At 63.5% G+C, this 21,848-nt stretch carries 24 protein-coding genes, 1 tRNA gene and 1 pseudogene; 18 read left to right on the forward strand and 8 right to left on the reverse strand.

The window, feature by feature from the left end; translation table 11 throughout:
• The 3 genes and pseudogenes from C2U70_RS24640 to panE form a co-directional block, all read left to right on the forward strand.
• Positions 1–202, forward strand: a pseudogene (locus tag C2U70_RS24640) (MATE family efflux transporter); the annotation flags it as partial.
• A gap of 100 nt (positions 203–302) precedes the next feature.
• Positions 303–911, forward strand: coding sequence for a 2-hydroxychromene-2-carboxylate isomerase (locus C2U70_RS24645; RefSeq protein WP_140981227.1), 609 nt, complete (start codon positions 303–305; stop codon positions 909–911).
• 98 nt (positions 912–1,009) lie between these two features.
• On the forward strand, positions 1,010–1,933 hold the full coding sequence (gene panE, locus C2U70_RS24650) for a 2-dehydropantoate 2-reductase (protein ID WP_140981228.1): 924 nt from the start codon (positions 1,010–1,012) through the stop codon (positions 1,931–1,933).
• An 85-nt stretch (positions 1,934–2,018) separates the two neighbouring features.
• Here panE and C2U70_RS24655 read toward each other — a convergent pair whose 3' ends face one another.
• The 4 genes from C2U70_RS24655 to C2U70_RS24670 all read right to left on the reverse strand — a co-directional run bounded on the left by C2U70_RS24655 (position 2,019) and on the right by C2U70_RS24670 (position 5,576).
• Positions 2,019–2,597, reverse strand: a complete 579-nt coding sequence (locus tag C2U70_RS24655; RefSeq protein ID WP_140981229.1) for a c-type cytochrome — start codon at positions 2,595–2,597, stop codon at positions 2,019–2,021.
• A 183-nt stretch (positions 2,598–2,780) separates the two neighbouring features.
• Positions 2,781–4,064 (reverse strand): PQQ-dependent sugar dehydrogenase, encoded by a 1,284-nt coding sequence (locus C2U70_RS24660; RefSeq protein ID WP_140981230.1) that lies wholly within the window; start codon positions 4,062–4,064, stop codon positions 2,781–2,783.
• Between the two features lie 370 nt (positions 4,065–4,434).
• Entirely contained in the window at positions 4,435–5,421 is a 987-nt protein-coding gene (locus tag C2U70_RS24665) for an NAD-dependent epimerase/dehydratase family protein (protein WP_140981231.1), read from the reverse strand.
• An 80-nt stretch (positions 5,422–5,501) separates the two neighbouring features.
• Positions 5,502–5,576, reverse strand: a tRNA-Gly gene (locus tag C2U70_RS24670).
• 278 nt (positions 5,577–5,854) lie between these two features.
• Here C2U70_RS24670 and trxA point away from each other — a divergent pair.
• A complete protein-coding gene (gene trxA / locus C2U70_RS24675; protein ID WP_140981232.1) occupies positions 5,855–6,778 on the forward strand; it encodes a thioredoxin in 924 nt (307 codons plus the stop codon).
• Positions 6,779–6,819: 41 nt separating this feature from the next.
• A complete protein-coding gene (locus C2U70_RS24680) occupies positions 6,820–7,497 on the forward strand; it encodes an LON peptidase substrate-binding domain-containing protein (RefSeq protein WP_140981233.1) in 678 nt (225 codons plus the stop codon).
• A 4-nt stretch (positions 7,498–7,501) separates the two neighbouring features.
• On the opposite strand, the gene C2U70_RS24685 is transcribed toward C2U70_RS24680, so the two are convergent.
• Complete coding sequence (locus C2U70_RS24685) at positions 7,502–7,852, reverse strand: hypothetical protein (protein WP_140981234.1); 351 nt, start codon at positions 7,850–7,852, stop codon at positions 7,502–7,504.
• 105 nt (positions 7,853–7,957) lie between these two features.
• Here C2U70_RS24685 and C2U70_RS24690 point away from each other — a divergent pair, with 105 nt between their 5' ends.
• Positions 7,958–8,500 carry a TetR/AcrR family transcriptional regulator gene (locus C2U70_RS24690; protein WP_186294446.1) on the forward strand — a complete coding sequence of 181 codons (543 nt, stop codon included), beginning with the start codon at positions 7,958–7,960 and terminating at the stop codon, positions 8,498–8,500.
• Positions 8,501–8,554: 54 nt separating this feature from the next.
• Entirely contained in the window at positions 8,555–8,752 is a 198-nt protein-coding gene (locus C2U70_RS24695; RefSeq protein ID WP_140981236.1) for a Trm112 family protein, read from the forward strand.
• Between the two features lie 66 nt (positions 8,753–8,818).
• Here C2U70_RS24695 and C2U70_RS24700 read toward each other — a convergent pair whose 3' ends face one another.
• Positions 8,819–10,048, reverse strand: a complete 1,230-nt coding sequence (locus C2U70_RS24700) for a ubiquinone biosynthesis hydroxylase (RefSeq protein WP_140981237.1) — start codon at positions 10,046–10,048, stop codon at positions 8,819–8,821.
• A gap of 98 nt (positions 10,049–10,146) precedes the next feature.
• On the opposite strand from C2U70_RS24700, the gene tesB reads away from it, so the two are divergent.
• Positions 10,147–11,010, forward strand: a complete 864-nt coding sequence (tesB, locus tag C2U70_RS24705) for an acyl-CoA thioesterase II (protein WP_140981238.1) — start codon at positions 10,147–10,149, stop codon at positions 11,008–11,010.
• A gap of 4 nt (positions 11,011–11,014) precedes the next feature.
• Here tesB and C2U70_RS24710 read toward each other — a convergent pair whose 3' ends face one another.
• On the reverse strand, positions 11,015–11,905 hold the full coding sequence (locus tag C2U70_RS24710) for a DUF4339 domain-containing protein (RefSeq protein ID WP_140981239.1): 891 nt from the start codon (positions 11,903–11,905) through the stop codon (positions 11,015–11,017).
• 237 nt (positions 11,906–12,142) lie between these two features.
• Between C2U70_RS24710 and C2U70_RS24715 the strand changes: the two genes are divergently transcribed.
• The 8 genes from C2U70_RS24715 to C2U70_RS24750 all read left to right on the forward strand — a co-directional run bounded on the left by C2U70_RS24715 (position 12,143) and on the right by C2U70_RS24750 (position 18,082).
• Positions 12,143–12,481 carry a P-II family nitrogen regulator gene (locus C2U70_RS24715; RefSeq protein ID WP_140981240.1) on the forward strand — a complete coding sequence of 113 codons (339 nt, stop codon included), beginning with the start codon at positions 12,143–12,145 and terminating at the stop codon, positions 12,479–12,481.
• 68 nt (positions 12,482–12,549) lie between these two features.
• Positions 12,550–13,857 (forward strand): ammonium transporter, encoded by a 1,308-nt coding sequence (locus tag C2U70_RS24720; RefSeq protein ID WP_140981241.1) that lies wholly within the window; start codon positions 12,550–12,552, stop codon positions 13,855–13,857.
• A gap of 39 nt (positions 13,858–13,896) precedes the next feature.
• Positions 13,897–14,211 (forward strand): ArsR/SmtB family transcription factor, encoded by a 315-nt coding sequence (locus C2U70_RS24725; RefSeq protein WP_140981242.1) that lies wholly within the window; start codon positions 13,897–13,899, stop codon positions 14,209–14,211.
• Complete coding sequence (locus C2U70_RS24730; protein ID WP_140981243.1) at positions 14,208–14,561, forward strand: SRPBCC family protein; 354 nt, start codon at positions 14,208–14,210, stop codon at positions 14,559–14,561. Before C2U70_RS24725 ends, C2U70_RS24730 begins: the two co-directional genes overlap by 4 nt.
• Before the next feature lie 56 nt (positions 14,562–14,617).
• Positions 14,618–15,220, forward strand: a complete 603-nt coding sequence (locus C2U70_RS24735) for an ATP-dependent Clp protease proteolytic subunit (RefSeq protein WP_140981244.1) — start codon at positions 14,618–14,620, stop codon at positions 15,218–15,220.
• Between the two features lie 424 nt (positions 15,221–15,644).
• Positions 15,645–15,983: a P-II family nitrogen regulator gene (locus tag C2U70_RS24740; protein WP_140981245.1), complete on the forward strand. Its 339-nt coding sequence runs from the start codon at positions 15,645–15,647 to the stop codon at positions 15,981–15,983.
• 36 nt (positions 15,984–16,019) lie between these two features.
• Positions 16,020–17,468, forward strand: a complete 1,449-nt coding sequence (locus tag C2U70_RS24745) for an ammonium transporter (RefSeq protein ID WP_140981246.1) — start codon at positions 16,020–16,022, stop codon at positions 17,466–17,468.
• A 209-nt stretch (positions 17,469–17,677) separates the two neighbouring features.
• Entirely contained in the window at positions 17,678–18,082 is a 405-nt protein-coding gene (locus tag C2U70_RS24750) for a GFA family protein (protein ID WP_140981247.1), read from the forward strand.
• A gap of 28 nt (positions 18,083–18,110) precedes the next feature.
• On the opposite strand, the gene C2U70_RS24755 is transcribed toward C2U70_RS24750, so the two are convergent.
• Positions 18,111–18,809: a GGDEF domain-containing protein gene (locus C2U70_RS24755; protein ID WP_246666853.1), complete on the reverse strand. Its 699-nt coding sequence runs from the start codon at positions 18,807–18,809 to the stop codon at positions 18,111–18,113.
• Positions 18,810–19,189: 380 nt separating this feature from the next.
• On the opposite strand from C2U70_RS24755, the gene C2U70_RS24760 reads away from it, so the two are divergent.
• A complete protein-coding gene (locus C2U70_RS24760; protein WP_140981249.1) occupies positions 19,190–20,404 on the forward strand; it encodes an aminotransferase class I/II-fold pyridoxal phosphate-dependent enzyme in 1,215 nt (404 codons plus the stop codon).
• Positions 20,405–20,412: 8 nt separating this feature from the next.
• Positions 20,413–21,848 (forward strand): DNA translocase FtsK (locus C2U70_RS24765; protein WP_140981250.1); only part of this gene is annotated, 1,436 nt, incomplete at its 3' end.

The raw sequence follows: 21,848 nt of genomic DNA on the forward strand, positions 1-21,848 counted from the left end.
CGGCGTCGCGCTGACGCCGATGCTGCTTTCGATCCTGGCCATCGTAGCGATCGAGCTGCCGGCAGCGATCGTCCTCAGCCGCAACATCGGCATCCAGGGTATCTGGGCCGCCTACCCGATCGTGTTCACCGCCATGCTCATTTTGCAGATGGGCTATTACACACTGGTCTGGCGGAAACGCGCGATCCGGCGGCTGATCTGATGTGGCGCCGACCGCTTAGATATTATGGCCATCATTAAACGGTGGACCTTCGCCCGGCCGTGCGCGACAATGCAACCAAGATCACGTCGAGGAGGTGACATTGACGCGTACGGCCCCGCAATTCCTGTTCGATTTCGGCAGCCCTAATGCCTATCTCAGCCATGAGGCGATCCCTGCGATCGAGAAGCGGATCGGCGTGAAGTTCGAGTATGTGCCCGTCCTGCTCGGCGGCATCTTCAAGGCGACCAACAACAAGTCACCGGCCGAGACGCTGGCCGGAATCAAGAACAAGCGCGAATTCCACGCCGTCGAGACCGAGCGCTTCCTCAGGCGATTCCACGTTCAGCCCTATGTCTGGAATCCCAACTTTCCCGTCAACACGCTGAACCTGATGCGCGCGGCATGCGCCGCCCGGCTCGAAGGCGTGTTCGAAAAATATGTCGAGGCCGCCTTTCACCACATGTGGCGCGAGCCGAAGAAGATGGATGACCCGGACGTGGCGATGAAGGCGCTCGCCTCCTCCGGCCTCGACGCCCAAAAGCTGTTCGCCCGCGCCCAGGAGCCGGAGGTCAAGGCCATCCTGATCAAGAACACGGAAGATGCCGTCGCCCGTGGCGCATTCGGCTCGCCGACCTTCTTCGTCGGCAACGAGATGTTCTTTGGCAAGGAACAGTTGCGCGATGTCGAGGACATGGTGATGGGAAAGTGATGAGCGCGAATGGCGCGTAGCGAATGGCGGATGATCGCTGGATTTGCTATTCGCTACCCTCTATTCGCCACTCGCCAATAAGAAAAAGGACATTCCCCATGCGTATCCTTGTGGTCGGCGCCGGCGCCATTGGCGGCTATTTTGGCGGCAGGCTCTTGCAGGCCGGTCGCGATATCACATTCCTGGTGCGGCCTCGGCGCGCCCAGGAGCTTGCAAGCGCAGGCCTCGTCATCAAGAGCCCGAACGGCGATGTGACCTTGAAGAGCCCGCCGGCGGTTCAGGCCGACAAGCTCAGCGAAAAATTCGACGTCGTGCTGCTGAGCTGCAAGGCGTTCGATCTCGACGACGCCATCAAGTCCTTTGCACCAGCGGTCGGGCCCTCGACCGCGATCATCCCCGTGCTCAACGGCATGCGGCATCTCGACGTGCTCGATCAGAAGTTCGGCGCCGACCGGGTGCTGGGTGGGCTCTGTGCGATCGCCGCAACGCTGAACGAGCAGCGCGAGGTGGTGCAGCTCCAGCCGATGCAGTCGCTCAATTACGGCGAGCGCGACGGGAAAATGTCGGAGCGCGTGAAGGCGATCGACGAGGCCTTCAAGAGCGGCATCGCGGGTGCGAGCGCCAGCCAGCACATCATGCAGGACATGTGGGAGAAGTGGGTGTTCCTGTCGTCGCTCGCCGCATCCACCAGCCTGATGCGCACCTCCGTCGGCAATATCCTCGCGGCGCCCGGCGGCCGGGACTTTTTGCTTGGCATGCTGGATGAAACCAGCGCGATCGCCACCGCGTCGGGTTATCCGCCGGGCGGACCGTTCTTCGATCGGGTCAAGGGCAATCTGACCGCCGAGGGTTCGCCGATGACGGCGTCGATGTTCCGCGACATCAAGGCCGGGCTGCAAGTCGAGGCCGATCACGTCATCGGCGACCTCATCGCCCGCGCAGACGCAGCAAAAGTGCCGGTGCCAAAGCTGCGCATCGCCTATACGCATCTCAAGGCATATGAAATGCAGCGGGCGGGCTGACCCACATTCAACTGGTCCCGGACAAGCGCGCCTCAAGCGCGCGCAGATCCGGGACGACGACTGAATTTGCCGCGGCACCTCCGCGCTACTTCAAATATGCCAGATAATGCGCGACGGCTGATATCTCCTCCTCGCTCATGCGATACGCAACATCAGCCATCGCCGCGACGCCGCCGCCGACGCGTTGGCCGGCCTTGTAGTCGTGCAGCGCCTTCACGAGATATTCCTCGCGCTGGCCGGCGAGCCGCGCGACGGCCTTGGTGCCGGCATAGCTGTCCGTATGACATGAGGCGCAGCGGCGGCCGACTGCGACCTGCGCGCCCTTCTTCGACAGGTCGGGATCCTTGTCTTCCGCTGCCCTGGGCGGCGTCATCTGCGAAAAATAGGCGCCGAAACTGCGGATGTCCTCGTTGGTGATTTCTTCGGCGATCGGCTGCATCTGCTCGTTCTTGCGCGAGCCGGCGCGGAAGAACACGAGCTGCCATTGCAGGAATTGATCGGGCTGGCCTGCGAGCGAGGGGATGTTCTCGGTCTGCGAGATGCCGTTGTCGCCATGGCAGCCGGCACAGACGGCGGCCTTCTCCTTGATGTCGGCCGCGCGCGCCGAGGTCAGCGCTATGAGTGCGAGAGCGCTGATGACGTGGAAAGCAAGCGGCCGGGGCATGATCGGAAATCCACTCTCTCGAGTCATTCCGGGGCGCCTGAAGGGCGAACCCGGAATCCATAACCCCAGATCGTGGTTATGGGTTCCGGACTCTCGCTTCGCACGATCCGGAATGACACTGTCCAAAAATCATGGGGCTGCGGCCGCCCTTCGGACGCCGCAGCCCCATATTTACGTCGTCAGTTACTTCTTGCTGTAGCTGATGCGATAGATCGCGCCGGCCCAATCGTCGGCAACGAGGATCGAACCATCCTTGGCGAGGATGATGTCGTTGGGACGGCCGAGATAGCCCTGGTCGCCCTCGAGCCAGCCGGACGCAAAGATCTCCTGCTTGGCGTTCTTGCCATCGGGCCCGACGATCACGCGCTTGATGCGCGCGCCCTGGTACTTGTGCCGGTTCCAGGAGCCGTGCTCGGCGATCAGGATGTTGTTCTTGTACTCGGCGGGGAATTGGTCGCCGGTATAGAACTTCATGCCGAGCGGAGCGACGTGCGCGCCGAGATTCGCCACAGGCGGCGTGAACTCGGAGCATTTGTGGCCCATGGCAAACTTGTCGTCGGGCAGATTGCCCTGGTGGCAGTACGGATAGCCAAAATGCTCGCCGATCCTGCTGATCATGTTGAGCTTGTCGCTCGGCAGATCGTCGCTGATCCAGTCACGGGCGTTTTCGGTGAACCAGTACTTGCCGGTGCGCGGATCGACGTCGCCGCCGACCGAGTTGCGGACGCCGAGCGCCCAGATTTCGGCGTTGCCGGTCTTGGGATCGACACGGCGGATCTGCGAGACGCTGGTCGGCGGAATGCCGATGTTGAAGGGCGGTCCGAACGGCAGATAGAACCAGCCGTCCTTGTCGACAGCGATGTATTTCCAGCCATGCGCGGCATAGGACGGCATGTCGTCATAGACGACCTTGCCCTGGCCGAGATTGCCGAGATTGGCCTCCGCGTTGTCGTAGCGGATCAGCTTGTCGGTCGCGATGACGTAGAGCGCGCCATCGCGGAACGCGAGGCCGGTCGGCATGTTGAGGCCCTTGAGAACGGTCTTGACCTCACGCTTGCCGCCATTGTCCGTGATCGCATAGACGTTGCCGAGGCCGAACGAGCCGACAAACAGCGTGCCCTTGTCACCCCAGGCCATCTGACGAGCGGCCAGCACGCCGGAGGCCCAGACGTCGATCTTGAAGCCGGCTGGCAGCTTGATCTTCTTCACGATGTTGGCGAGCTCCGCCTCGGAAGCGCCGGTCGGCGGGCCCGAGGGCGGTGCGAGGCCCTTCTGTGCTTCGGTCTCGTCGCCGAGGAACCAGTCATCCGGCGGATGGGTCCAGAATTCCTTGGTGCCGGATTCATACTTCTTCAGCGCCCGGTTCTTGTCCTGCTGCGCATTGCCGGCGCTGGTCCCCGCAAGGAAGGCCACCGCTGCGAGCGCCAGGACGGATCGAAAAGCGGATTGAAAGAATACCGATTTCATCGCGTCACTCCCTAAGCCAGCCGTGGCGGCTGGCAGTTATTTTGTTTTGGCTGTTCGAGAGACGAAGTTCGGAGGTCTGTCGGAAACGACAGATACGAAAAAGGTTAGCACATCTGCAGGCGGTGAAAAGCGCGCCCCGCGCGTGGCGGTTAGTCTCAAAAAAAATTGAGACGGAAATCAAAGCGGTGAAGTGGACTTGCCTGATCGTGAAGCTGCAAGCGTGCGCTGCATCGCAATATCCGGCCGGTGCTAACGCTCGTGCAGTCACCAAGGCTTGATGCCAACGCGCTGCGCCCGCGGCTCGCTTTGCCCACGGCATTGCGATGCATGCCTGGGCGAGATGCGCTGCATCGCGGAATCAATCCGTCGTTCAGGAAAGGACGGGGTAAGGTCCGCTTTCAAAGACGGCGTCGTGATAACCCTTCGCGCCAACGTCACGGGCCAGCTCGCTGCGAAAATCCTGTCGCGCGCGCAGGCTGGCCAAAACATGGGCAAAGTCGAATCGGGGGTGCCAGCCCAGCTCGCGGCGCGCGCGATCGTTGACGTAGACGCGGTCGATGACGTCGAACAGACGCCAGCCGCGCGCGGCGTAGAGTTCTTCACAATCCGGATAGAGTTCGCGCACCACACCGGCCGCATCGCGCGAAAGAGCCGCCAGGTGATGTTGCATGAACGGGCTCGTGGCCGAGACGATGTAGCGTCCGAAGCCGATCTCGCGCGCCTTTTCGCTTGCCGCGAGATGCGCGGTCACGGCGTCCTCGATATCCAGGCGGCGATAGAGCAGCTCGTTCGCCTGAGCATTATCGGTCGCATAGCTGGCGCGTGCGACCGGATCGTCATCGTCCTCGGGGAAGAAGCGCGAGGTCCTCAGCACGATCACGGGCAGACGCTGCTCGCGGAAGAATAGCTCGCAGAGGTTCTCGGCCATCAGCTTGGTAGTGCCGTAGACGTTCTTCGGCACCGACGGCAGCTCCTCGGTGACCCAGACTGCTGGCCCACCGGCGTCGGGCTTGAGCATCGAGCCAAACGCGCTCGTCGTGCTCGTAAACACAAAACTCCGCACACCGGCAGCCACCGCCGCCTCGAGCAGGTTGAGCGTGCCGGTGACGTTGGTGTCGACAAAGTCCTGCTTCGAATGCGTCGCGACATGCGGCTTGTGCAGCGTGGCGGTATGGATGACGGCGGTGACATCAGCCATCGCGGTTCGCACGAAGCCGGGATCGGTGATCGAGCCCACCTGGTCGGTGAACTCGGATTCCTTCAAATCAACCCCATGCACAGTAGACCCGCCCGCGCGCAGCGTCCGGAGAATGCCTTCCCCAAGATGGCCCGCGCTGCCGGTGACCAAAATCGTCATCGCACTTCCATACGGCCCGGACGAACGGCAAGACCGACGGAAAATCCGTCGCTGTCAGGCCAGACGCTTTGGGAGAAAATTGGAGCGGGCGAAGGGGCTCGAACCCTCGACCCCGACCTTGGCAAGGTCGTGCTCTACCACTGAGCTACACCCGCGTCCTGTGTCGGTCGCATGACGCGCCGGCAACGGCTGTCGTATGCCAAAAGCCGCCGGCGATTGCAACAGCTACCGGCGGCATAGAATCGCATTCGATGACCCTATATGGGCCTCGAATCGGAGAAAACGAGGCCGAACTGGCCTCGATGCCCCCGAATCGGTTCCGGCGGATTGAAAATCGGCCGTCCCGGCCCAATTAAGGAGCCGGGACCGGCAGCATCCGCCTTGGCGGCGTGCTAAAGACCGCCCAGTTCATTTGAATAAGACGAGGAACCCCGTGACGATCATCGACCAGGGTAACGGAGCCACGGGCCAGGCTCCGGCCGATCTGATCAAGGACGCGACCACCCAGAGCTTCGTGAAGGATGTCATCGAGGAATCGAAGCGTCAGCCGGTGCTGATCGACTTCTGGGCCGAATGGTGCGGCCCCTGCAAGCAGCTCACCCCGGTGCTCGAGAAGGCGGTCAAGGGCGCCAAGGGCAAGGTCAAGCTGGTCAAGATGAACATCGACCAGCATCCGGCGATTCCCGGCCAGATGGGCATCCAGTCGATCCCGGCCGTGATCGCCTTCGTCAACGGCCAGCCCGCCGACGGCTTCATGGGCGCGGTACCGGAGAGCCAGGTCAATGCCTTCATCGAGCGGCTGACCAAGGGCGTCACGGCGCCCGGCGAGGTCAATGTCGCCGAGATCATCCAGGAGGCCGAAGCCGTGCTCGCCGAGGGCGATGCCGCGGCGGCGGCCCAGATCTATGCCGAGGCGCTCTCGCACGATTCGACCAACATCGCCGCGCTTGCCGGGCTCGCGAAATGCTACGTCGTTTCGGGCGCGATCGAGCAGGCCAAGCAGACGCTCTCCATGGTGCCGGAATCCAAGCGCAACGACGCCGCGGTGAAGGCCGTGCAGGCCGCGATCGACCTCGCCGAGCAGGCGGAATCGCTCGGGCCCGTCGCCGAACTGGAACAGAAAGTCGCCGCAAACCCGCTCGATCATCAGGCGCGATTCGACCTCGCGACCGCGCTCAACGCGCAGGGCAACCGGGCGGCTGCGACCGATCAGTTGCTGGCGATCGTCAAGCGCGACCGCAAATGGAATGACGATGGCGCGCGCAAGCAGCTCGTGCAGTTCTTCGAGGCCTGGGGCGGCACCGATGATGCGACCGTCGAGGGACGGAAGAAGCTGTCGACCATCCTGTTTTCTTAAGCGCGATCCTCGCGCCTAGGGTTTTTGGGGACGGGCTCCAGATGCCGATCAACATCGAATATCGCGGGCCCGCCGACCTCCCCGAGATCATCCCGGTATTTCCGCTGCCGGGTGCGCTGCTGCTGCCGCGCGGCCAAATGCCGCTCAACATCTTTGAGCCGCGCTATCTTTCGATGGTCGACGATTCCCTGCGCGACGGCCATCGCCTGATCGGCATGATCCAGCCAGACGTGGCGCATTCGCCGAAGAATTCGGACAAGCCGGCGCTGTTCCATGTCGGCTGCGTCGGCCGCATCACCCAGCTCGCCGAATCCGGCGACGGCCGCTACATCCTCGAACTTACCGGCGTTGCGCGCTTCAAGGTGGTCGAGGAGCTCGAGGTGCTCACGGCCTACCGGCAGTGCAAGGTGGACTACTTCGCCTTCATTGACGATTTTACGGCGCGCAAGGGCGAGGACGAGGTCAATCGCGACGCGCTGCTGGTCGCGCTGGCGGAGTTCTTGAAGGCCAACAATCTCAAGGTCGATTGGGAAGGCGTCGAGAGCGCCCCCAATGAAGCCCTCGTCAACGCACTCGCGATGATGTCGCCCTATGGCCCCGCGGAAAAGCAGGCCATGCTCGAGGCACCCGATCTCAAGACCCGCGCAGAGATTTTGATCGCGGTGACCGAGATGGATCTCGCCAAGAAGCGCACCAGCGGCGATCCCCCACTGCAGTAGCAGTTCAGTACCCGGCGACCGCGAGCACGACCACCGCGGTGAGGGCCTTCCAGCCGAAACCGCGTCCACGCGACCACCAGGCGTTGGCGAGGGCGGCAAAGCTGTAGACGGCGACGATCGTCGCCACGATCCAGTGTCGCGCGCTGTCTGATCCCAAGTTGGGTGCTGCGATCAGGAGCACGCCGCCGCCGATCCAGGCCACCGTGCCTGCCTGCCAGACCAGCCGGATCAACGTGCGCAGGCTTTCCGGCGTGATGGTCGCCTTGGCGAACACTTTTGATTCGCCGAGCCAGCCGTGGATGAGGGCAACGACGATCCCGGCGACTCCGGCGCATTGCAGCAGCAGATCACGCATCGGCCTGTCCTCGCTTGTCCAACCATACAGTGCTGTATGGTGAGATAGGCGCTGGTCTGCGGCCTGTCAATACACTAGTGTATGGTCGATTTCCGGGGAACCGACATGACCGAACAGCTCTCCGCCGACGACTGGATCAACCAGGGCCTGAAAGCGCTCGCAAAAAACGGCTTCACGGCACTCAAGGCTGATCCGCTGGCGAAGGCGATGGGCGTCTCGCGCGGCAGCTTCTACTGGCACTTTGCCGATCTCGGCGCGTTCCACGCCGGAATCCTGAAACGCTGGCGCGAGATCGCGGCCGAGCAGATCATCGCCGATGTCGAAGCCGACCGCAGCGGCGATCCGCTGCGGGCCCTGCTGCGCCGGACCTTTAACGCAAAGCTCGACCTGGAGCGCGCAGTGCGCAACTGGGCGGCGTTCGAGCCGGCCGCCCAGGCCGCGGTACGTGCGATAGACCGCCGCAGGATCGATTATATCGAGGGCATGCTCGAGCGGCGCGGTCTTGCGCCGGCCGCAGCGCAAGCGCGTGCGCAAATCCTGTACTGGACCTTTCTCGGGTTTGCGCTCTCGGGCCCATCGCTGCCTACGGCACGGCTGGATGTGCTGCTCGACGAGATTTTGGCGATGGTCTCGGGTCGCGCGGGGTAGCGACACCAGCAAGATATTTGTGCTAAGGGCTTCCCGTCCGCCGGAGAGCCAGGAATGAACACGCCCACCGAACGCCCCGAAAACACCGTCGATCCCAAATTGCTGGAGATCCTGGTGTGTCCGCTCACGAAGGGGCCGCTCGAGTTCGATTCAAACCGGCAGGAACTGATTTCGCGTTCGGCAAAGCTCGCCTATCCCATTCGCGACGGCATCCCGATCATGCTGCCGGAAGAGGCGCGGAAGATCGATTAGAGATGGCGAATAGAGAATGGCGAGTAGCGAATAGACCCACTCGCTATTCGCTACTCACCATTCGCCTCAGAGCGCCTCGCCCTTCAACAGTTTTGGCACGTCCCCGGTGAGGCCGGCGGCTTCGCGGATGAAGAGATTCTTCAGCGGCGGCGCGCGGTCGACAAGACCGAGGCCGATGTCGCGCAACGAGCGCAGCAACGTCGATTTGTTGGAGAACATGAAGTTCAGTGCGTTGGTCGCAAACCCCATCGCCATGGTGTCGAAACGGCGCCAGCGCTGGTAGCGCTCGAGCACGTCGGCCTGGCCGATATCGATGCCGAGCCGCGCCGCGTCGACTACGACTTCCGCAAGTGCGGCGACATCCTTCAGGCCCATGTTGAGGCCCTGCCCCGCTATCGGATGGATGACATGCGCGGCATCGCCGACCAGCGCGAGACGCTCCGCGATGAACGAGCGCGCGACGAAGTATGACAGCGGAAAGGCGCGCGGCTTGTCCAGCGCCTTCACCTCGCCGAGATGCAGGCCAAAGCGCTGTTCGAGCTCGCCGTGAAACTCTTCGTCACTGAGCGCGATGATGCGTGCTGCTTCGGCGCGTCGCTCGGTCCACACCAGCGAGGAACGCTTTCCGGTGAGCGGCAAGATCGCGAACGGACCTGCGGGCAGAAAATGCTCTTCGGCGCGGCCTTCATGATCGCGCTCATGGCCGACGGTGACGACGATACCGGATTGATCGTAGTCCCAGCCATGCGTTGCGATGCCCGCGCGCTCCCGCAGCTTTGACTTTGCGCCGTCAGCTGCAATGAGAAGGCTCGCGGCAATCGTACTGCCGTCGCCGAGCGTCACATCGATGCCGTCAGGACGCGCGTCGTAGGACGTCACCGCAGTGGCGCGCAGGTCGACGCCTGCGGCTTCCGTGCGCGCAACCAGCGCGTCGATCAGCCGGCGGTTCTCGACCATATGTGCAAAGGGCTCGCCGGGCGCGACGTCGCCAGCAAAGGTCAGGAAGGTCGGGCGCGTCGCGTCCTCCAGCTTGGAATCGGTCACCACCATGTCGAGGATCGGCTGGGCCTCGCCCTTCACATCGTCCCAGGCGCCGATCGTCTCGAACAGGCGGCGGCAGGCCGCGACAATGGCGGTGGCGCGGGGATCGCGGCTCGGCCGCACGCCGAGCGCGGGATCGGCAACGACAATGGGAATTTCGGCACCCAGGCCCTGGCGCAGCGCCAATGCCAGCGCAAGGCCGGCAAACGCGCCGCCGCCAATGACAATGCTTCCCTGGCTACCCTGTACTGACATATCCGAAATCCCGGTCAATTCTTGGTCTTGCTAGCAGGTTATAGCTGGGCGAAACAGTGAGGTGAAACAAGGGCCAAACGGCCCATGAAAGCGACGCCATGTCCAAAAGCCTGATCGACCTCATCTCCATCCTCGACATCGAGCAGCTCGAGGTGAACCTGTTCCGCGGCAACAGCCCGAAGACGAGCTGGCAGCGCGTCTTTGGCGGCCAGGTGATTGGCCAGGCGATGGTCGCGGCCTGCCGCACCGTCGAGGGGCGGCTGCCGCACTCGCTGCATTGCTATTTCATCCTGCCGGGCGATCCGCTGGTGCCGATCATCTACCAGGTCGAGCGGTTGCGCGACGGCAAGAGCTATTCGACGCGCAGGGTCACCGCGATCCAGCACGGCAACGCGATCTTCTCGATCATGGTGTCGTTCCATGCCGAGGAGGAAACCGCGTTCGATCACCAGGAGAAGATGCCGGACGTGCCGCCGCCGGACAGGCTGACCGCCGAAGAAGTGGCCAAGCAGCCGATGTTCAAGGAGATGCCGGACTTCATCCGCCGCTACTACGAATCCGATCGTCCGATCGAGCTGCGTCCGGTCGAGCTCGGCCGCTATTTTGGCCAGAAGATCGAGGACGGGCGAATCCACGTCTGGATCAAGACCGCAGCGACGCTGCCTGATGATCCGGCGCTGCATATGTGCGCGCTCGCGTACGCGTCGGACTTTTCGCTGCTCGATGCTGTGATGGCGCGTTACGGCCGTACGCTGTTCGACAAGCGCATGATGCCGGCGAGCCTCGACCATGCGATGTGGTTTCACCGGCCGTTCCGCGCCGACGAATGGCTGCTCTACGCGCAGGATTCGCCGAGCGCACAAGGCGGCCGCGGGCTGACCCGCGGCCTGATCTTCAAGCCCGATGGCACGCTGGTGGCGTCGGTGGCGCAGGAAGGCTCCGTGCGCCAGCGCAAGAGCTGATCGCTCAGCGAGATCCGCGCGGCACGAGCTCGGTCTGCGACGCCATCCAGCTTCCCATCCAGCGGTACATCCAAGGAATCGGAATGATGAAGCCGCACAGGATCGCAGCTACGATCGCGCGCCAGAGGAATTGAAGCCCGCTGCCGTTAAACACGATGTCGCGCCGCGTGCCCTGGATGTTGCGGCAAAACCAGCGAGTCTGAGCAACCATGACCCATGCCCAGCCGATGATGGTCAGGAGCGAGATCGCCAGCAGCAGGTTCCAACCGATATAGGCCCAGACCGAGCCCACGAAGCTGAGGCCGAGCGGCTGTCCGCTGGAGGCGAGGTTCGCGACCAGCCATTTGATCATGAGCCAGTAGAGAACGATCTGCACGATGAACAGCAGGTTGTTGAGCACCTGGATTTCGGTGAAGGCGATGGCGATCGCCAGCACGATGAAGCCGAAGTACCAGGGCACGAGCGTCATCGCATTGCCGGTGAAGCTGAGGTTCGGCCGCCCAGGAACCCTGATGCAGGGCACGATCCATTTCGTGTACCAGACGAATACCCATGGCGCCGGGATGACCAGGATCATGCCGATCAACGTCACGACGCTGCGCCACGTGAACTCCAGGATGCCGAAATCAAACGCAAGCGATCCTTCGCTGCCAGGACCGGCTTGGCCGCCCGAGCCTGTCATCGGCGGACCGCCCGGTTGCGGAATCATCGGCGGCGGGCCACCGGCGCCTGCCATCAGGCCGGGAATCTCGGCAGCCTTCTGCCAGCCGGCCATGCCCTCGGACCAGACCAGCGTGTCGGCCCGTACGACGCCCTGTGCGACGAGGTCGCGGAATTGTGCTTCTTGATAGGGCCCCTGCTGCTTGCCCTCGGATGCGTAGAACCAACTCGCCATAGACGCCCCCTTCCTGACTTACTTTTGTACCGATTGGGACAGGCAGGTTCACCCGCTTCGGCCCCAAACGGAGATTTTGAAAACAACCCCATGCACAGTACAGGGCGCAGGCCTGTCGTCTCCCGCGTTTTCCCACTTCATTCTGCAACTTTTTTATGCCATCTGCCTAGAAAGATGCCAAATTGACACAGCGCCACCAAATCGCTGCGTGGCGAAGCCCGGGGATAAGGCCTGACCATGAAACTCGTCGTCGCGATCATCAAACCCTTCAAGCTCGATGAGGTCCGCCAGGCCCTGACGTCGATCGGCGTCCACGGCATGACCGTGACCGAGGTGAAGGGGTACGGCCGCCAGAAGGGCCACACCGAGATCTATCGCGGCGCCGAATATGTCGTGAACTTCCTGCCCAAGCTCAGGATCGAGATCGCGGTGCCATCCGAGATCGCGGACAAGGCCGTCGGCGTGATCACGGCGACGGCGCGCACCGGCCAGATCGGCGACGGAAAGATCTTCGTCACGCCGATCGACCATGCGTTGCGCATCCGCACCGGCGAAACCGACAGCGACGCGCTCTGATTTTTTTGACGACCGACGGCCGCACCGAGCAACGCGTGCGGCCGCAATAACATTGCTGGGGAGACGACATGGCGGGATTGTTGCGCCGCGCAGCCAAAATGGCTGCGCCGATCGCATTTGCATCTGCGACATCATTGGCAACGCCGGCGCAAGCCGCAACGCCAGACATCAGTCCCGCCGATACCGCCTGGATGATCGTCGCCACCGCGTTGGTGCTGATGATGACGATTCCGGGGCTCGCGCTGTTCTATTCGGGCATGGTGCGCAAGAAGAACGTGCTTGCGACGATGGCGCAGAGCCTCGCCGCGGTGGCGATCATTTCCATCCTCTGGGTGGCGTTCGGCTATTCACTGGCCTTCATCGGCGATGGTCCCTGGCTCGGCACGCTCGATCGCTGGTTCCTCGCCGGCATGACCATGGACAGTGTGCATCCCGGCGCCAAGACTATTCCGGAGGCGCTGTTCATGCTCTACCAGATGACGTTTGCGATCATCACGGTGGCACTGGTCGCCGGCTCGGTCGCCGACCGCATGCGCTTCTCTGCGTATCTGCTGTTCTCGGTCGGCTGGTTCATCTTCGTCTACATTCCCTTGGCGCATTGGGTATGGGGCGGCGGCTTCCTCGGCAGCGCAGGCGTGCTGGATTTCGCCGGCGGACTCGTCGTGCATCTGTCCGCCGGCACCGGCGGCCTCGTCGCGGCGAAAGTGATGGGAAGCCGCCACGGCTATGGCAGCGAGAATCTCTCGCCGTTCGATCTGTCGCTCGCGGTGATCGGCACCGGCCTGTTGTGGGTCGGCTGGTTCGGCTTCAACGGCGGCTCGGCATATGCCGCGAATTCGCGCGCGGTGATGGCGATCATCGCTACGCACCTTTCGGCCTGCGCCGGCGCCATCACCTGGGGCGCACTCGAGTGGTCGACGCGGCGCAAGCCGTCCGTGCTCGGCATGATCTCGGGTGCCGTCGCAGGCCTCGGCACGATCACGCCGGCGTCGGGCTATGTCGAGCCGTGGCATGGCATCGTCATCGGCCTCGTCGCAGGCGCGGTCTGCTTCTGGGCCTGCACCTGGTTGAAGCAGCGCTTCAAGTATGACGATTCGCTCGACGTGTTCGGCGTCCACGGCATCGGCGGCCTGACCGGCACGCTCTTCGCCGGCATCTTCGCGACCTCGGCCATCGGCGGGACTGCCGGACTGTTCGAGGGCCATCCGCAGCAGGTCCTCATCCAGCTTTACGGCATCGCGGTCACCTTCGTCTGGGCGGGCGGGGTGACCTTCATCCTGCTCAAGCTGGTCGGGTTGTTCGTGCCGCTGCGCGTCTCGCGTGAGCACGAGCTCGAGGGGCTGGATATCTCGCAACATGGCGAGGCGCTGCAGTAAGGGCTTGCGCAACACATAAGTGTATGCTTATGTGTTGCCATGATCGAAGCCAACATCTTCAAGGCGCTGGCCGACCCAACCCGTCGCAAGGTCTTTGAGAAGCTTGCGAGTGGAAGCCTGAACGCCAGCGCCTTGCGCGACGGCTTGGAGATCAGCCAGCCGGCGATGTCGCAGCATCTGGCGGTGTTGCGCGCGGCGGGCCTCGTGCGCGAACAGCGGCAGGGCCGTTTTGTGAATTACGAAGTCGATCCGGACGGCATCGTCGCCATCGGCGCATGGCTTGCGCGCTACCGCGCCTATTGGCCGAAGCGCATGGAAGCGCTCGCCGATCTCTTGAAGGATATGGATCAATGAGCGACGCAGCGAAGCCTGATTCGGCCGACGCAGACCTGGTGCTCGAATATGAATTCGATGCGCCGCCGGCCAAGGTCTGGCGCGCCGTGACCGTTCCAGCCCTGCGCGAGCGCTGGCTGCCGGATTGCGATCTCGCGGGCGCCGAGCCGGAATTGTCGATCGACGGCGAAGAGGTACGCTACCGGCTTCGCGATTCCGAACCGCCGTTTCGCGAAAGCCACGTCATCTTCCGGATCGAACCGAACGATGCCGGCGGCACACGCTTTCGTATCATCCAGCAAGCCGGCGACGAGCGAACGAAGCTGCCGCAAGCAGCCAACAGCAATTGCTGCATGATGCGCGCAGCCTGATCTCACCGCGCATTCGCCGCTAGAGGCTTCATCACCTGCAGACATGGAGGTCGCCGATGCGCGACATGCTTCAGCTCGTCCCTATGGTCGTCGAACAATCCGCCCGCGGCGAACGATCCTTCGACATCTACTCGCGCTTGCTGCGCGAGCGCATCATCTTCCTCAATGGCGAGGTCAATGACGCCATGTCCGGACTGGTCTGCGCGCAACTGCTGTTTCTGGAAGCGGACAACCCGAACCGGCCGATCGATCTCTACATCAATTCCTATGGCGGCGTGGTCACCTCCGGCCTTGCGATGTACGACACCATGCAGTTCATCAAGGCGCCAGTTCATACGCTCTGCATGGGCACCGCGCGCTCCATGGGTTCGTTTCTGCTGATGGCCGGCGAGCCCGGTCACCGCGTGGCCCTACCCAACGCAAGCCTTCACGTGCACCAGCCACTCGGCGGCTTTCAGGGCCAGGCGTCCGACATCCTGATCCATGCCAACGAAATGCAGGAAACCAAGCGGCGCATCATCCGGCTCTATGCGCAGCATTGCGGACGCACTGAGGAAGAGGTGGAGCGGACTCTGGACCGCGACCACTTCATGACCGCCCAGCAGGGGGTCGAATGGGGGCTCGTCGACCGGGTATTTGCAAGGCGAGACGCAGCCTGATGGTATCGGCAGGATGCTGTCCGCCCAGCCTCGTCCCATTTAAAGCGCTGGGTCAGTTGCGCGTATCCGGTGGGCACAGTTGTGGGGTCTCGATAGTCCGTGACCCCGCAGAGCTCCCGCGCCTTAACTAAATACCGTTTCTTTGCCCGACACATGAGCAACAATGTGTCGGCACGTTGTCATGCCTGCATTTTGAGCAGGCGTGGTTACGTTTTGAGCGCGGCAGAATGGCGCACTGCACTGCGATACTCGCAAAACGTGAAAAGCCCCGCATTCATAAACCGTTAGGCAAGCCCGCCGATCTGGCACGGCATTTGATTCTACGGGTCCCGGCTGTGCCCGCGTAGTGAAACTTCTCCCTCGTGGCGAACCAGTCGAGAACGCCCGGCCACGTCCGGACCGGGCCCAAGCGGGGATAGGACCCATGAAAATTGTTATGGCGATTATCAAGCCATTCAAGCTGGAAGAAGTCCGTGACGCCCTGACCGCCATTGGCGTTCACGGACTCACGGTGACGGAAGTCAAGGGATATGGCCGACAGAAAGGCCATACGGAAATCTATCGCGGCGCCGAATACGCCGTGAGCTTCCTGCCCAAGATCAAGATCGAAGTCGCCATCGCTTCCGACCAGGTCGACAAGACCATCGATGCGATCACATCCGCAGCCAAGACCGGCCAGATCGGCGACGGCAAGATCTTCGTCATCAGCCTCGACCACGCGGTTCGCATCCGCACCGGCGAGGCCGATGCCGCGGCGCTTTGATTTCGCGCTCAACCTTATTCAATCAGGAGAAATACAATGACGTTTAAGCGTCCCTACGGCGCGGCATTGGCGGCCCTCGCAGTCGGCATGTTCGCTGCGACCGCAGCCTACGCCGAGCCAACGGTCAACAAGGGAGACAACGCCTGGATGCTGACATCGACAGTGCTCGTGCTGTTGATGACGATTCCGGGTCTTGCGCTGTTCTACGGCGGCCTCGTCCGCTCCAAGAACATGCTCTCCGTCCTCATGCAGGTCTTCTACACGGTCTGCGTCGTCACCGTGCTCTGGGCCCTCTACGGCTACAGCCTCGCCTTTACCGGCGGTTCCGACTTCATCGGCGGCTTCTCGAAAGCCTTCATGATGGGGATCACGACGGACTCCAAGGCTGCGACCTTCTCGGTCGACGCCAACATCTCGGAGCTGATCTATGTCTGCTTCCAGATGACCTTCGCCGCGATCACGCCCGCGCTGATCGTCGGCGCCTTTGCCGAGCGCATGAAGTTCTCGGCGATTGCGCTGTTCATCCCGCTCTGGGTCACGCTGATCTACTTCCCGATCGCGCACATGGTCTGGTACTGGGCCGGTCCGGACGCGATCCAGGACGCTGCCAAGGCGGTTGCCGCGGCGGCTGACGCGGCGGCCAAGACTGCGGCCGAGGCAAAGCTCGCCGAGATCAACGCCGACGCCGGCTGGATCTTCAAGAAGGGTGCGATCGACTTCGCTGGTGGCACCGTGGTGCACATCAACGCCGGCATCGCTGGTCTCGTTGGCGCTCTCCTGATCGGCAAGCGCGTCGGTTACGGCAAGGAGCTGATGGCCCCGCACTCGCTGACCATGACCATGATCGGCGCCTCGCTGCTCTGGGTCGGCTGGTTCGGCTTCAACGCCGGCTCCAACCTGGAAGCCAATGGCGGCGCAGCGCTCGCCATGACCAACTCCTTCGTCGCCACCGCAGCCGCCGCGCTGTCGTGGATGTTCGCGGAGTGGATCCTGAAGGGTCATCCCTCGGTGCTCGGCGCGCTCTCCGGCGCGGTCGCAGGCCTCGTGGCGGTGACGCCGGCAGCGGGCTATTCGGGCCCGATGGGTGCGATCGTCCTCGGCCTCGTCGTCGGCATCGTCTGCCTGTTCTTCTGCACCGTGGTGAAGAACGCCCTCGGCTACGATGACTCCCTCGACGTGTTCGGCGTGCACTGCATCGGCGGCATCGTCGGCGCTCTCGGCACCGGCATCCTGGTCAACCCGGCTCTCGGCGGCGCTGGCGTCATCGACTACTCCGCCATCCCGCCGAAGGTCGCCGATTACGACTTCGTGGCGCAGATGACCTCCCAGATCTGGGGCGTCTGCACCACGCTGGTGTGGTCGGGCGTCGGTTCGGCGATCCTCTACAAGGTTGTCGACGTGATCGTTGGCCTGCGCGCCAACGTCGAGACCGAGCGTGAGGGTCTCGACATCGCCGAGCACACCGAGCGCGCCTACAACATGTAACCCTCTCCTCCCGGATGCGATCTCTTCGGGGATCGCATCCAGACCTACGGTTTGGGCACATACCCGGCAATGCCCCGACCGTTGAGGGGCTCCAGCGCAAGTTGGAGCCCCTTTCTTTTTGTGACCGCGGGGGTTGAAGAAAGGGATTGCCAAGCGCGGCGACCAGCGCAGAAATACCAACCTCAACGAACAACAAAAGGGAGGTCATCATGCGTTTGGAAGGTGGATGCTACTGCGGCGAGGTGCGCTATGTCGCCGAAGGCGATCCGATGATGCAGGCGCAGTGTCATTGCCGCGAATGCCAGTACATCTCGGGCGGCGCGCCGAACACCTTCATTGCGATGCCGGCCGGCGGCTTCACCTACATCACCGGGCAGCCAAAGCAATTCACCCGCAAGGACCTCGAGCGCGCCGTCACGCGCGAGTTCTGCGCCGAATGTGGCACGCATCTGGTCACCAAAGTGCCGGGCTTGCCCGCCGTCGTGGTGAAGGTCGGCACCATGGACGAGCCGGCGCAGTTCCAGCCGCAGATGGCGATCTACACCTGCGATAAGCAGGCGTTCCATCAGATCCCCGCGGGGATGGCGACGTTCGAGAAGCTGCCGGGACGGTAAGTGCGAAGATTGGCCTGAGTGCGCGGAATCAGGCGGCGAGCGAACGCTCGTCCGCCTGGACCACGCGGTCGCGGCCGCGACGCTTGGCGGTGTAGAGCGCGCGGTCGGCGATCCGCATCAGCTCGGACAGCTCCGCATCGGCACAGGAGACCGTGAAGCCGAGGCTGATGGTGACGCGCTCGACATCGTCGCCGATCGAAATCGCGCGCGCGGCGCAGGCGGTGCGCAGCGCCTCGGCATGTTGCTCGGCCTGGTCGCGGGTGACGCCGACCATGAGGCCGGCAAATTCCTCGCCGCCGTGGCGACCGACAACCACATCGTCCACCTTCGCCAACTGCCGCAACACGTCGGCAACCTCGACCAGCACCTTGTCGCCGGCCTCGTGACCGAAGCGATCGTTGATGGATTTGAAGTGGTCGATGTCGCAGAGGAAGACCGCCACGGGCACGTTGCGGGCGCGTGCAGATGCCAGCGCCGCACAGGCCGCGTCATCAAAGCCGCGGCGGTTCGACAGCCCCGTCAATTGATCCGTTTGCGAGATCCGGGACAATTCGCTGCGTGTCAGGATCAGTTCACGCATCAGCAAGCCGGAGCGATAGCTGAACGCGCCTGAGATCATGGACGAAATCCCGGTCGCGATGCAGAGGCTGAAGGCGATGACGTAGCCGACGCTCACGGTGGCGCTGAAATCCGTGCCGAGCAGCAGGAGCAGCGAGGTCGTTGTCATGACAATGGTCAGACCCGCCGCCACAGCCAACCGCCTGGCCGTATGGCGAAGCACATCCTTGTGCGTCTTGATCTGCATTGTCCCGGCCCCGTCCCGCTCTCGTGCGCGCTGATAGCACCGGCAGAGCGAGCGAATCGCTAAGGCGAAAACGATCTTGGCGGGGGCAGTTAACGAGACGCGAGGCGCTTGCCTAAAATGCCCCGGACCGGGCCCGACCGGCCGCGCGCATCCCGTTGTTATCGGCCGAATTATTCGGTGCTGGACGGGCGGGCCGGCCGATGGTTAATCGCGTCTTAACCTCGCCCTATCTATGGTGAACTGAACCGTTTCCCGCCGGCGCTCCCGCGCGACCGGCTGTTCCAAGAGTGCTGGCGCCCAGAATGGCTATGACCGCTTCATCCCGTGCGCCGCTGGCTGGTGGAAGCTCTGACAACGCACGCTCGCCCTTCGTCCGGCTGAACGAGCTGCTGGCGCCGCATCAGCCAGGTAAGCCGTTGATTTCGCTAGCGGTTGGCGAGCCCCAGCATCCAGTGCCGGATTTCGTCGGCCCTGTGCTCGCCAAGCACATCGCCGATTTCGGCCGTTACCCGATGAACCAGGGCACCGAGCCGTTCCGCCAGGCGGCGAGCGCCTGGCTGTCGTCGCGCTTCAAGCTGCCGCGGCCACTCGACCCCAAGAGCGAGATTCTCGTCCTCAATGGCAGCCGCGAGGGGCTGTTCCTCGCCGCGATCGCGGCAGCCCGCTATGTCGGCCCCCGTCCCGGCAAGCCCGCAATCCTGATGCCGAACCCGTTCTATCCGGTCTATGGCGCCGGTGCCGGCGCCGCGGCCTGCGAGCCGATCTATCTGCCGACGACCGTCGAAAACGGTTTCCTTCCCGATCTCGACGCCATCGACGAAGCGACGCTGGCGCGCACGGTCGCGTTCTATCTGGCCTCGCCCGCCAATCCGCAGGGCTCGGTCGCCAAGCCCGACTACTTCAAGCGATTGAAGAGCCTCGCCGATCGTTACAACTTCATGATCCTCAGCGACGAGTGCTATTCCGAGATCTACACGCGCGAAGCGCCGGGCAGTGCGCTTGAATGCGCCGGTCCGGACTTCACCCGCGTGGCGGCATTCCAGTCGCTGTCGAAGCGCTCCAACCTGCCGGGCTTGCGCGTCGGCTTCGCCGCCGGCGACAAGACGTTCATCGGCATGTTCCTCGAGCTGCGCAATATCGCAGCGCCCCAGGTTCCGGTACCGCTCCAGCATGTCGCGACCGTTGCCTATGGCGACGAAGCCCATGTCGAGGAGAACCGCCGGCTCTACCGGATCAAGTTCGATCTCGCCGATCAGATCATCGGCAATCGTTACGGCTATCGCCGGCCCGATGCCGGCTTCTGCGTCTGGCTCAATACGTCCGAGATCGGCGACGACGTCTCCGTGACTCTCAAGCTCTTCAAGGAGGCCGGCGTGCGCGTGGTGCCCGGCTCCTACCTGGCGCGTGTTCAGCCCGACGGCTTCAATCCCGGTGCCGGCTACATTCGCCTGGCGCTGGTGCAGGATAGTGAGACCACGGCGCAGGCGCTGCACCGGCTGGTCGAAACTCTGGGTTAGGCGGGCCCATGAGCATGTCGACAATCGAACGCGTCATCCCCCTGGTCGGCCACCTGCCGCCATCGATCCGCGAAGCGCTGACCAAACGCCTGCGCGAGCTCACGGGTTTGGGGCTGATCGGACTGACCGGCATCGCATCGGCTGCGCTGATGACATGGTCGGTGCAGGATCCCAGCCTCAGCCACGCGACCTCGCGCCCGATTCGCAACATCCTCGGCTATGCCGGCGCGATCGGCGCCGACTTGGCGATGCAGATCCTCGGGCTCGGCGCGATCATGCTGATCCTCACCGTCGCGGTGTGGGGCTGGCGCATTATGACCCATCGCCCGTTCGACCGCGAGGCGCTGCGGCTCGGCTCCTGGGTCCTCTGCACCGTGATTGCAGCGGGTTTTGCCAGCTGCTGGCCGCATGGCGGCGCCTGGCCGCTGCCGACCGGACTCGGTGGCGTCGTCGGCGATGCGCTGGTGCGCGCGCCCGCCGTGATCTTCGGGCCCGCCGGCACGATCTATCGCCTCATCCTCGGCACGCTGCTTTTCGTCGCGATGGCCGCGACCTTCCTGATCGCCTGCGGCTTTGGCGCGCGCGAGCATGAGGAAGAGCTCACGCCGATCGAGGACGACGACGCGCCGTTCGAGGAAGAGGGTGATCGCGGCTCGGTATCGCTCGGCTGGCTGTACCACGCCCTGATGAGCACGAAAGCGCGGCTGGTCTGGCTGTGTGGGGCAGCCTATCGCTCGCTGGTGTCGAGCGGCGCAAAGCCGCGCGGGATTTCCTTCGACCGCCAGGAGCCGTCGCTTGCCGGCCGCAAGGCTCCTTCGATCTCGCCGCACGCCGAAGACGAGGATTACGAGGAGGAAGAGGCGGAAGAGGAGGAGGAAGAGGAAGAGGAAGAGCCGGTCGCGCGTGCTCCGCGCAAGAAGTCTGCACCGAAGGCGGCTTCCAAGAAGAACTCCGACAAGTTCGAGCTTCCATCCGTCTCCGTGTTGGCTGCGCCCAAGGCCGGCGATCGCCAGCCGCTCAGCAAGGCCGAGCTGGAAGCCAATTCGCGCTCGCTCGAAGGCGTGCTCGGGGATTTCGGCGTGCGCGGCGAGGTCGTGAAGGCCAATCCGGGCCCGGTCGTCACGCTGTACGAACTCGAGCCCGCACCCGGCATCAAGTCGTCACGCGTGATCGGCCTCGCCGACGATATCGCCCGCTCCATGAGCGCACTGTCGGCGCGCGTCGCCGTCGTCCCCGGCCGCAACGCCATCGGCATCGAGCTGCCGAACGCGCATCGCGAAAAGGTCTATCTGCGCGAGCTTCTGGTCGCAAAGGAAGCCACCGACACGGTGGCGAAACTTCCGCTGTGCCTCGGCAAGACCATCGGCGGCGACCCCGTCATCATCGATCTCGCGCGCACGCCGCATATGCTGATCGCCGGTACCACCGGCTCCGGCAAGTCGGT

Origin of the sequence: Bradyrhizobium guangdongense, assembly GCF_006483445.1 — a bacterium.
Taxonomy (GTDB): Bacteria; Pseudomonadota; Alphaproteobacteria; order Rhizobiales; family Xanthobacteraceae; genus Bradyrhizobium; species Bradyrhizobium guangdongense_A.

Bases quoted from the DNA above. Each gene is read 5' to 3' on its own strand.
- panE (WP_140981228.1), top strand. From the start codon at position 1,010: ATGCGTATCCTTGTGGTCGGCGCCGGCGCCATTGGCGGCTATTTTGGC.
- C2U70_RS24655 (WP_140981229.1), bottom strand. From the start codon at position 2,597: ATGCCCCGGCCGCTTGCTTTCCACGTCATCAGCGCTCTCGCACTCATA.
- C2U70_RS24660 (WP_140981230.1), bottom strand. From the start codon at position 4,064: ATGAAATCGGTATTCTTTCAATCCGCTTTTCGATCCGTCCTGGCGCTC.
- C2U70_RS24665 (WP_140981231.1), bottom strand. From the start codon at position 5,421: ATGACGATTTTGGTCACCGGCAGCGCGGGCCATCTTGGGGAAGGCATT.
- C2U70_RS24680 (WP_140981233.1), top strand. From the start codon at position 6,820: ATGCCGATCAACATCGAATATCGCGGGCCCGCCGACCTCCCCGAGATC.
- C2U70_RS24685 (WP_140981234.1), bottom strand. From the start codon at position 7,852: ATGCGTGATCTGCTGCTGCAATGCGCCGGAGTCGCCGGGATCGTCGTT.
- C2U70_RS24690 (WP_186294446.1), top strand. From the start codon at position 7,958: ATGACCGAACAGCTCTCCGCCGACGACTGGATCAACCAGGGCCTGAAA.
- C2U70_RS24695 (WP_140981236.1), top strand. From the start codon at position 8,555: ATGAACACGCCCACCGAACGCCCCGAAAACACCGTCGATCCCAAATTG.
- C2U70_RS24700 (WP_140981237.1), bottom strand. From the start codon at position 10,048: ATGTCAGTACAGGGTAGCCAGGGAAGCATTGTCATTGGCGGCGGCGCG.
- tesB (WP_140981238.1), top strand. From the start codon at position 10,147: ATGTCCAAAAGCCTGATCGACCTCATCTCCATCCTCGACATCGAGCAG.
- C2U70_RS24710 (WP_140981239.1), bottom strand. From the start codon at position 11,905: ATGGCGAGTTGGTTCTACGCATCCGAGGGCAAGCAGCAGGGGCCCTAT.
- C2U70_RS24715 (WP_140981240.1), top strand. From the start codon at position 12,143: ATGAAACTCGTCGTCGCGATCATCAAACCCTTCAAGCTCGATGAGGTC.
- C2U70_RS24720 (WP_140981241.1), top strand. From the start codon at position 12,550: ATGGCGGGATTGTTGCGCCGCGCAGCCAAAATGGCTGCGCCGATCGCA.
- C2U70_RS24725 (WP_140981242.1), top strand. From the start codon at position 13,897: ATGATCGAAGCCAACATCTTCAAGGCGCTGGCCGACCCAACCCGTCGC.
- C2U70_RS24730 (WP_140981243.1), top strand. From the start codon at position 14,208: ATGAGCGACGCAGCGAAGCCTGATTCGGCCGACGCAGACCTGGTGCTC.
- C2U70_RS24735 (WP_140981244.1), top strand. From the start codon at position 14,618: ATGCGCGACATGCTTCAGCTCGTCCCTATGGTCGTCGAACAATCCGCC.
- C2U70_RS24740 (WP_140981245.1), top strand. From the start codon at position 15,645: ATGAAAATTGTTATGGCGATTATCAAGCCATTCAAGCTGGAAGAAGTC.
- C2U70_RS24745 (WP_140981246.1), top strand. From the start codon at position 16,020: ATGACGTTTAAGCGTCCCTACGGCGCGGCATTGGCGGCCCTCGCAGTC.
- C2U70_RS24750 (WP_140981247.1), top strand. From the start codon at position 17,678: ATGCGTTTGGAAGGTGGATGCTACTGCGGCGAGGTGCGCTATGTCGCC.
- C2U70_RS24755 (WP_246666853.1), bottom strand. From the start codon at position 18,809: ATGACAACGACCTCGCTGCTCCTGCTGCTCGGCACGGATTTCAGCGCC.
- C2U70_RS24760 (WP_140981249.1), top strand. From the start codon at position 19,190: ATGGCTATGACCGCTTCATCCCGTGCGCCGCTGGCTGGTGGAAGCTCT.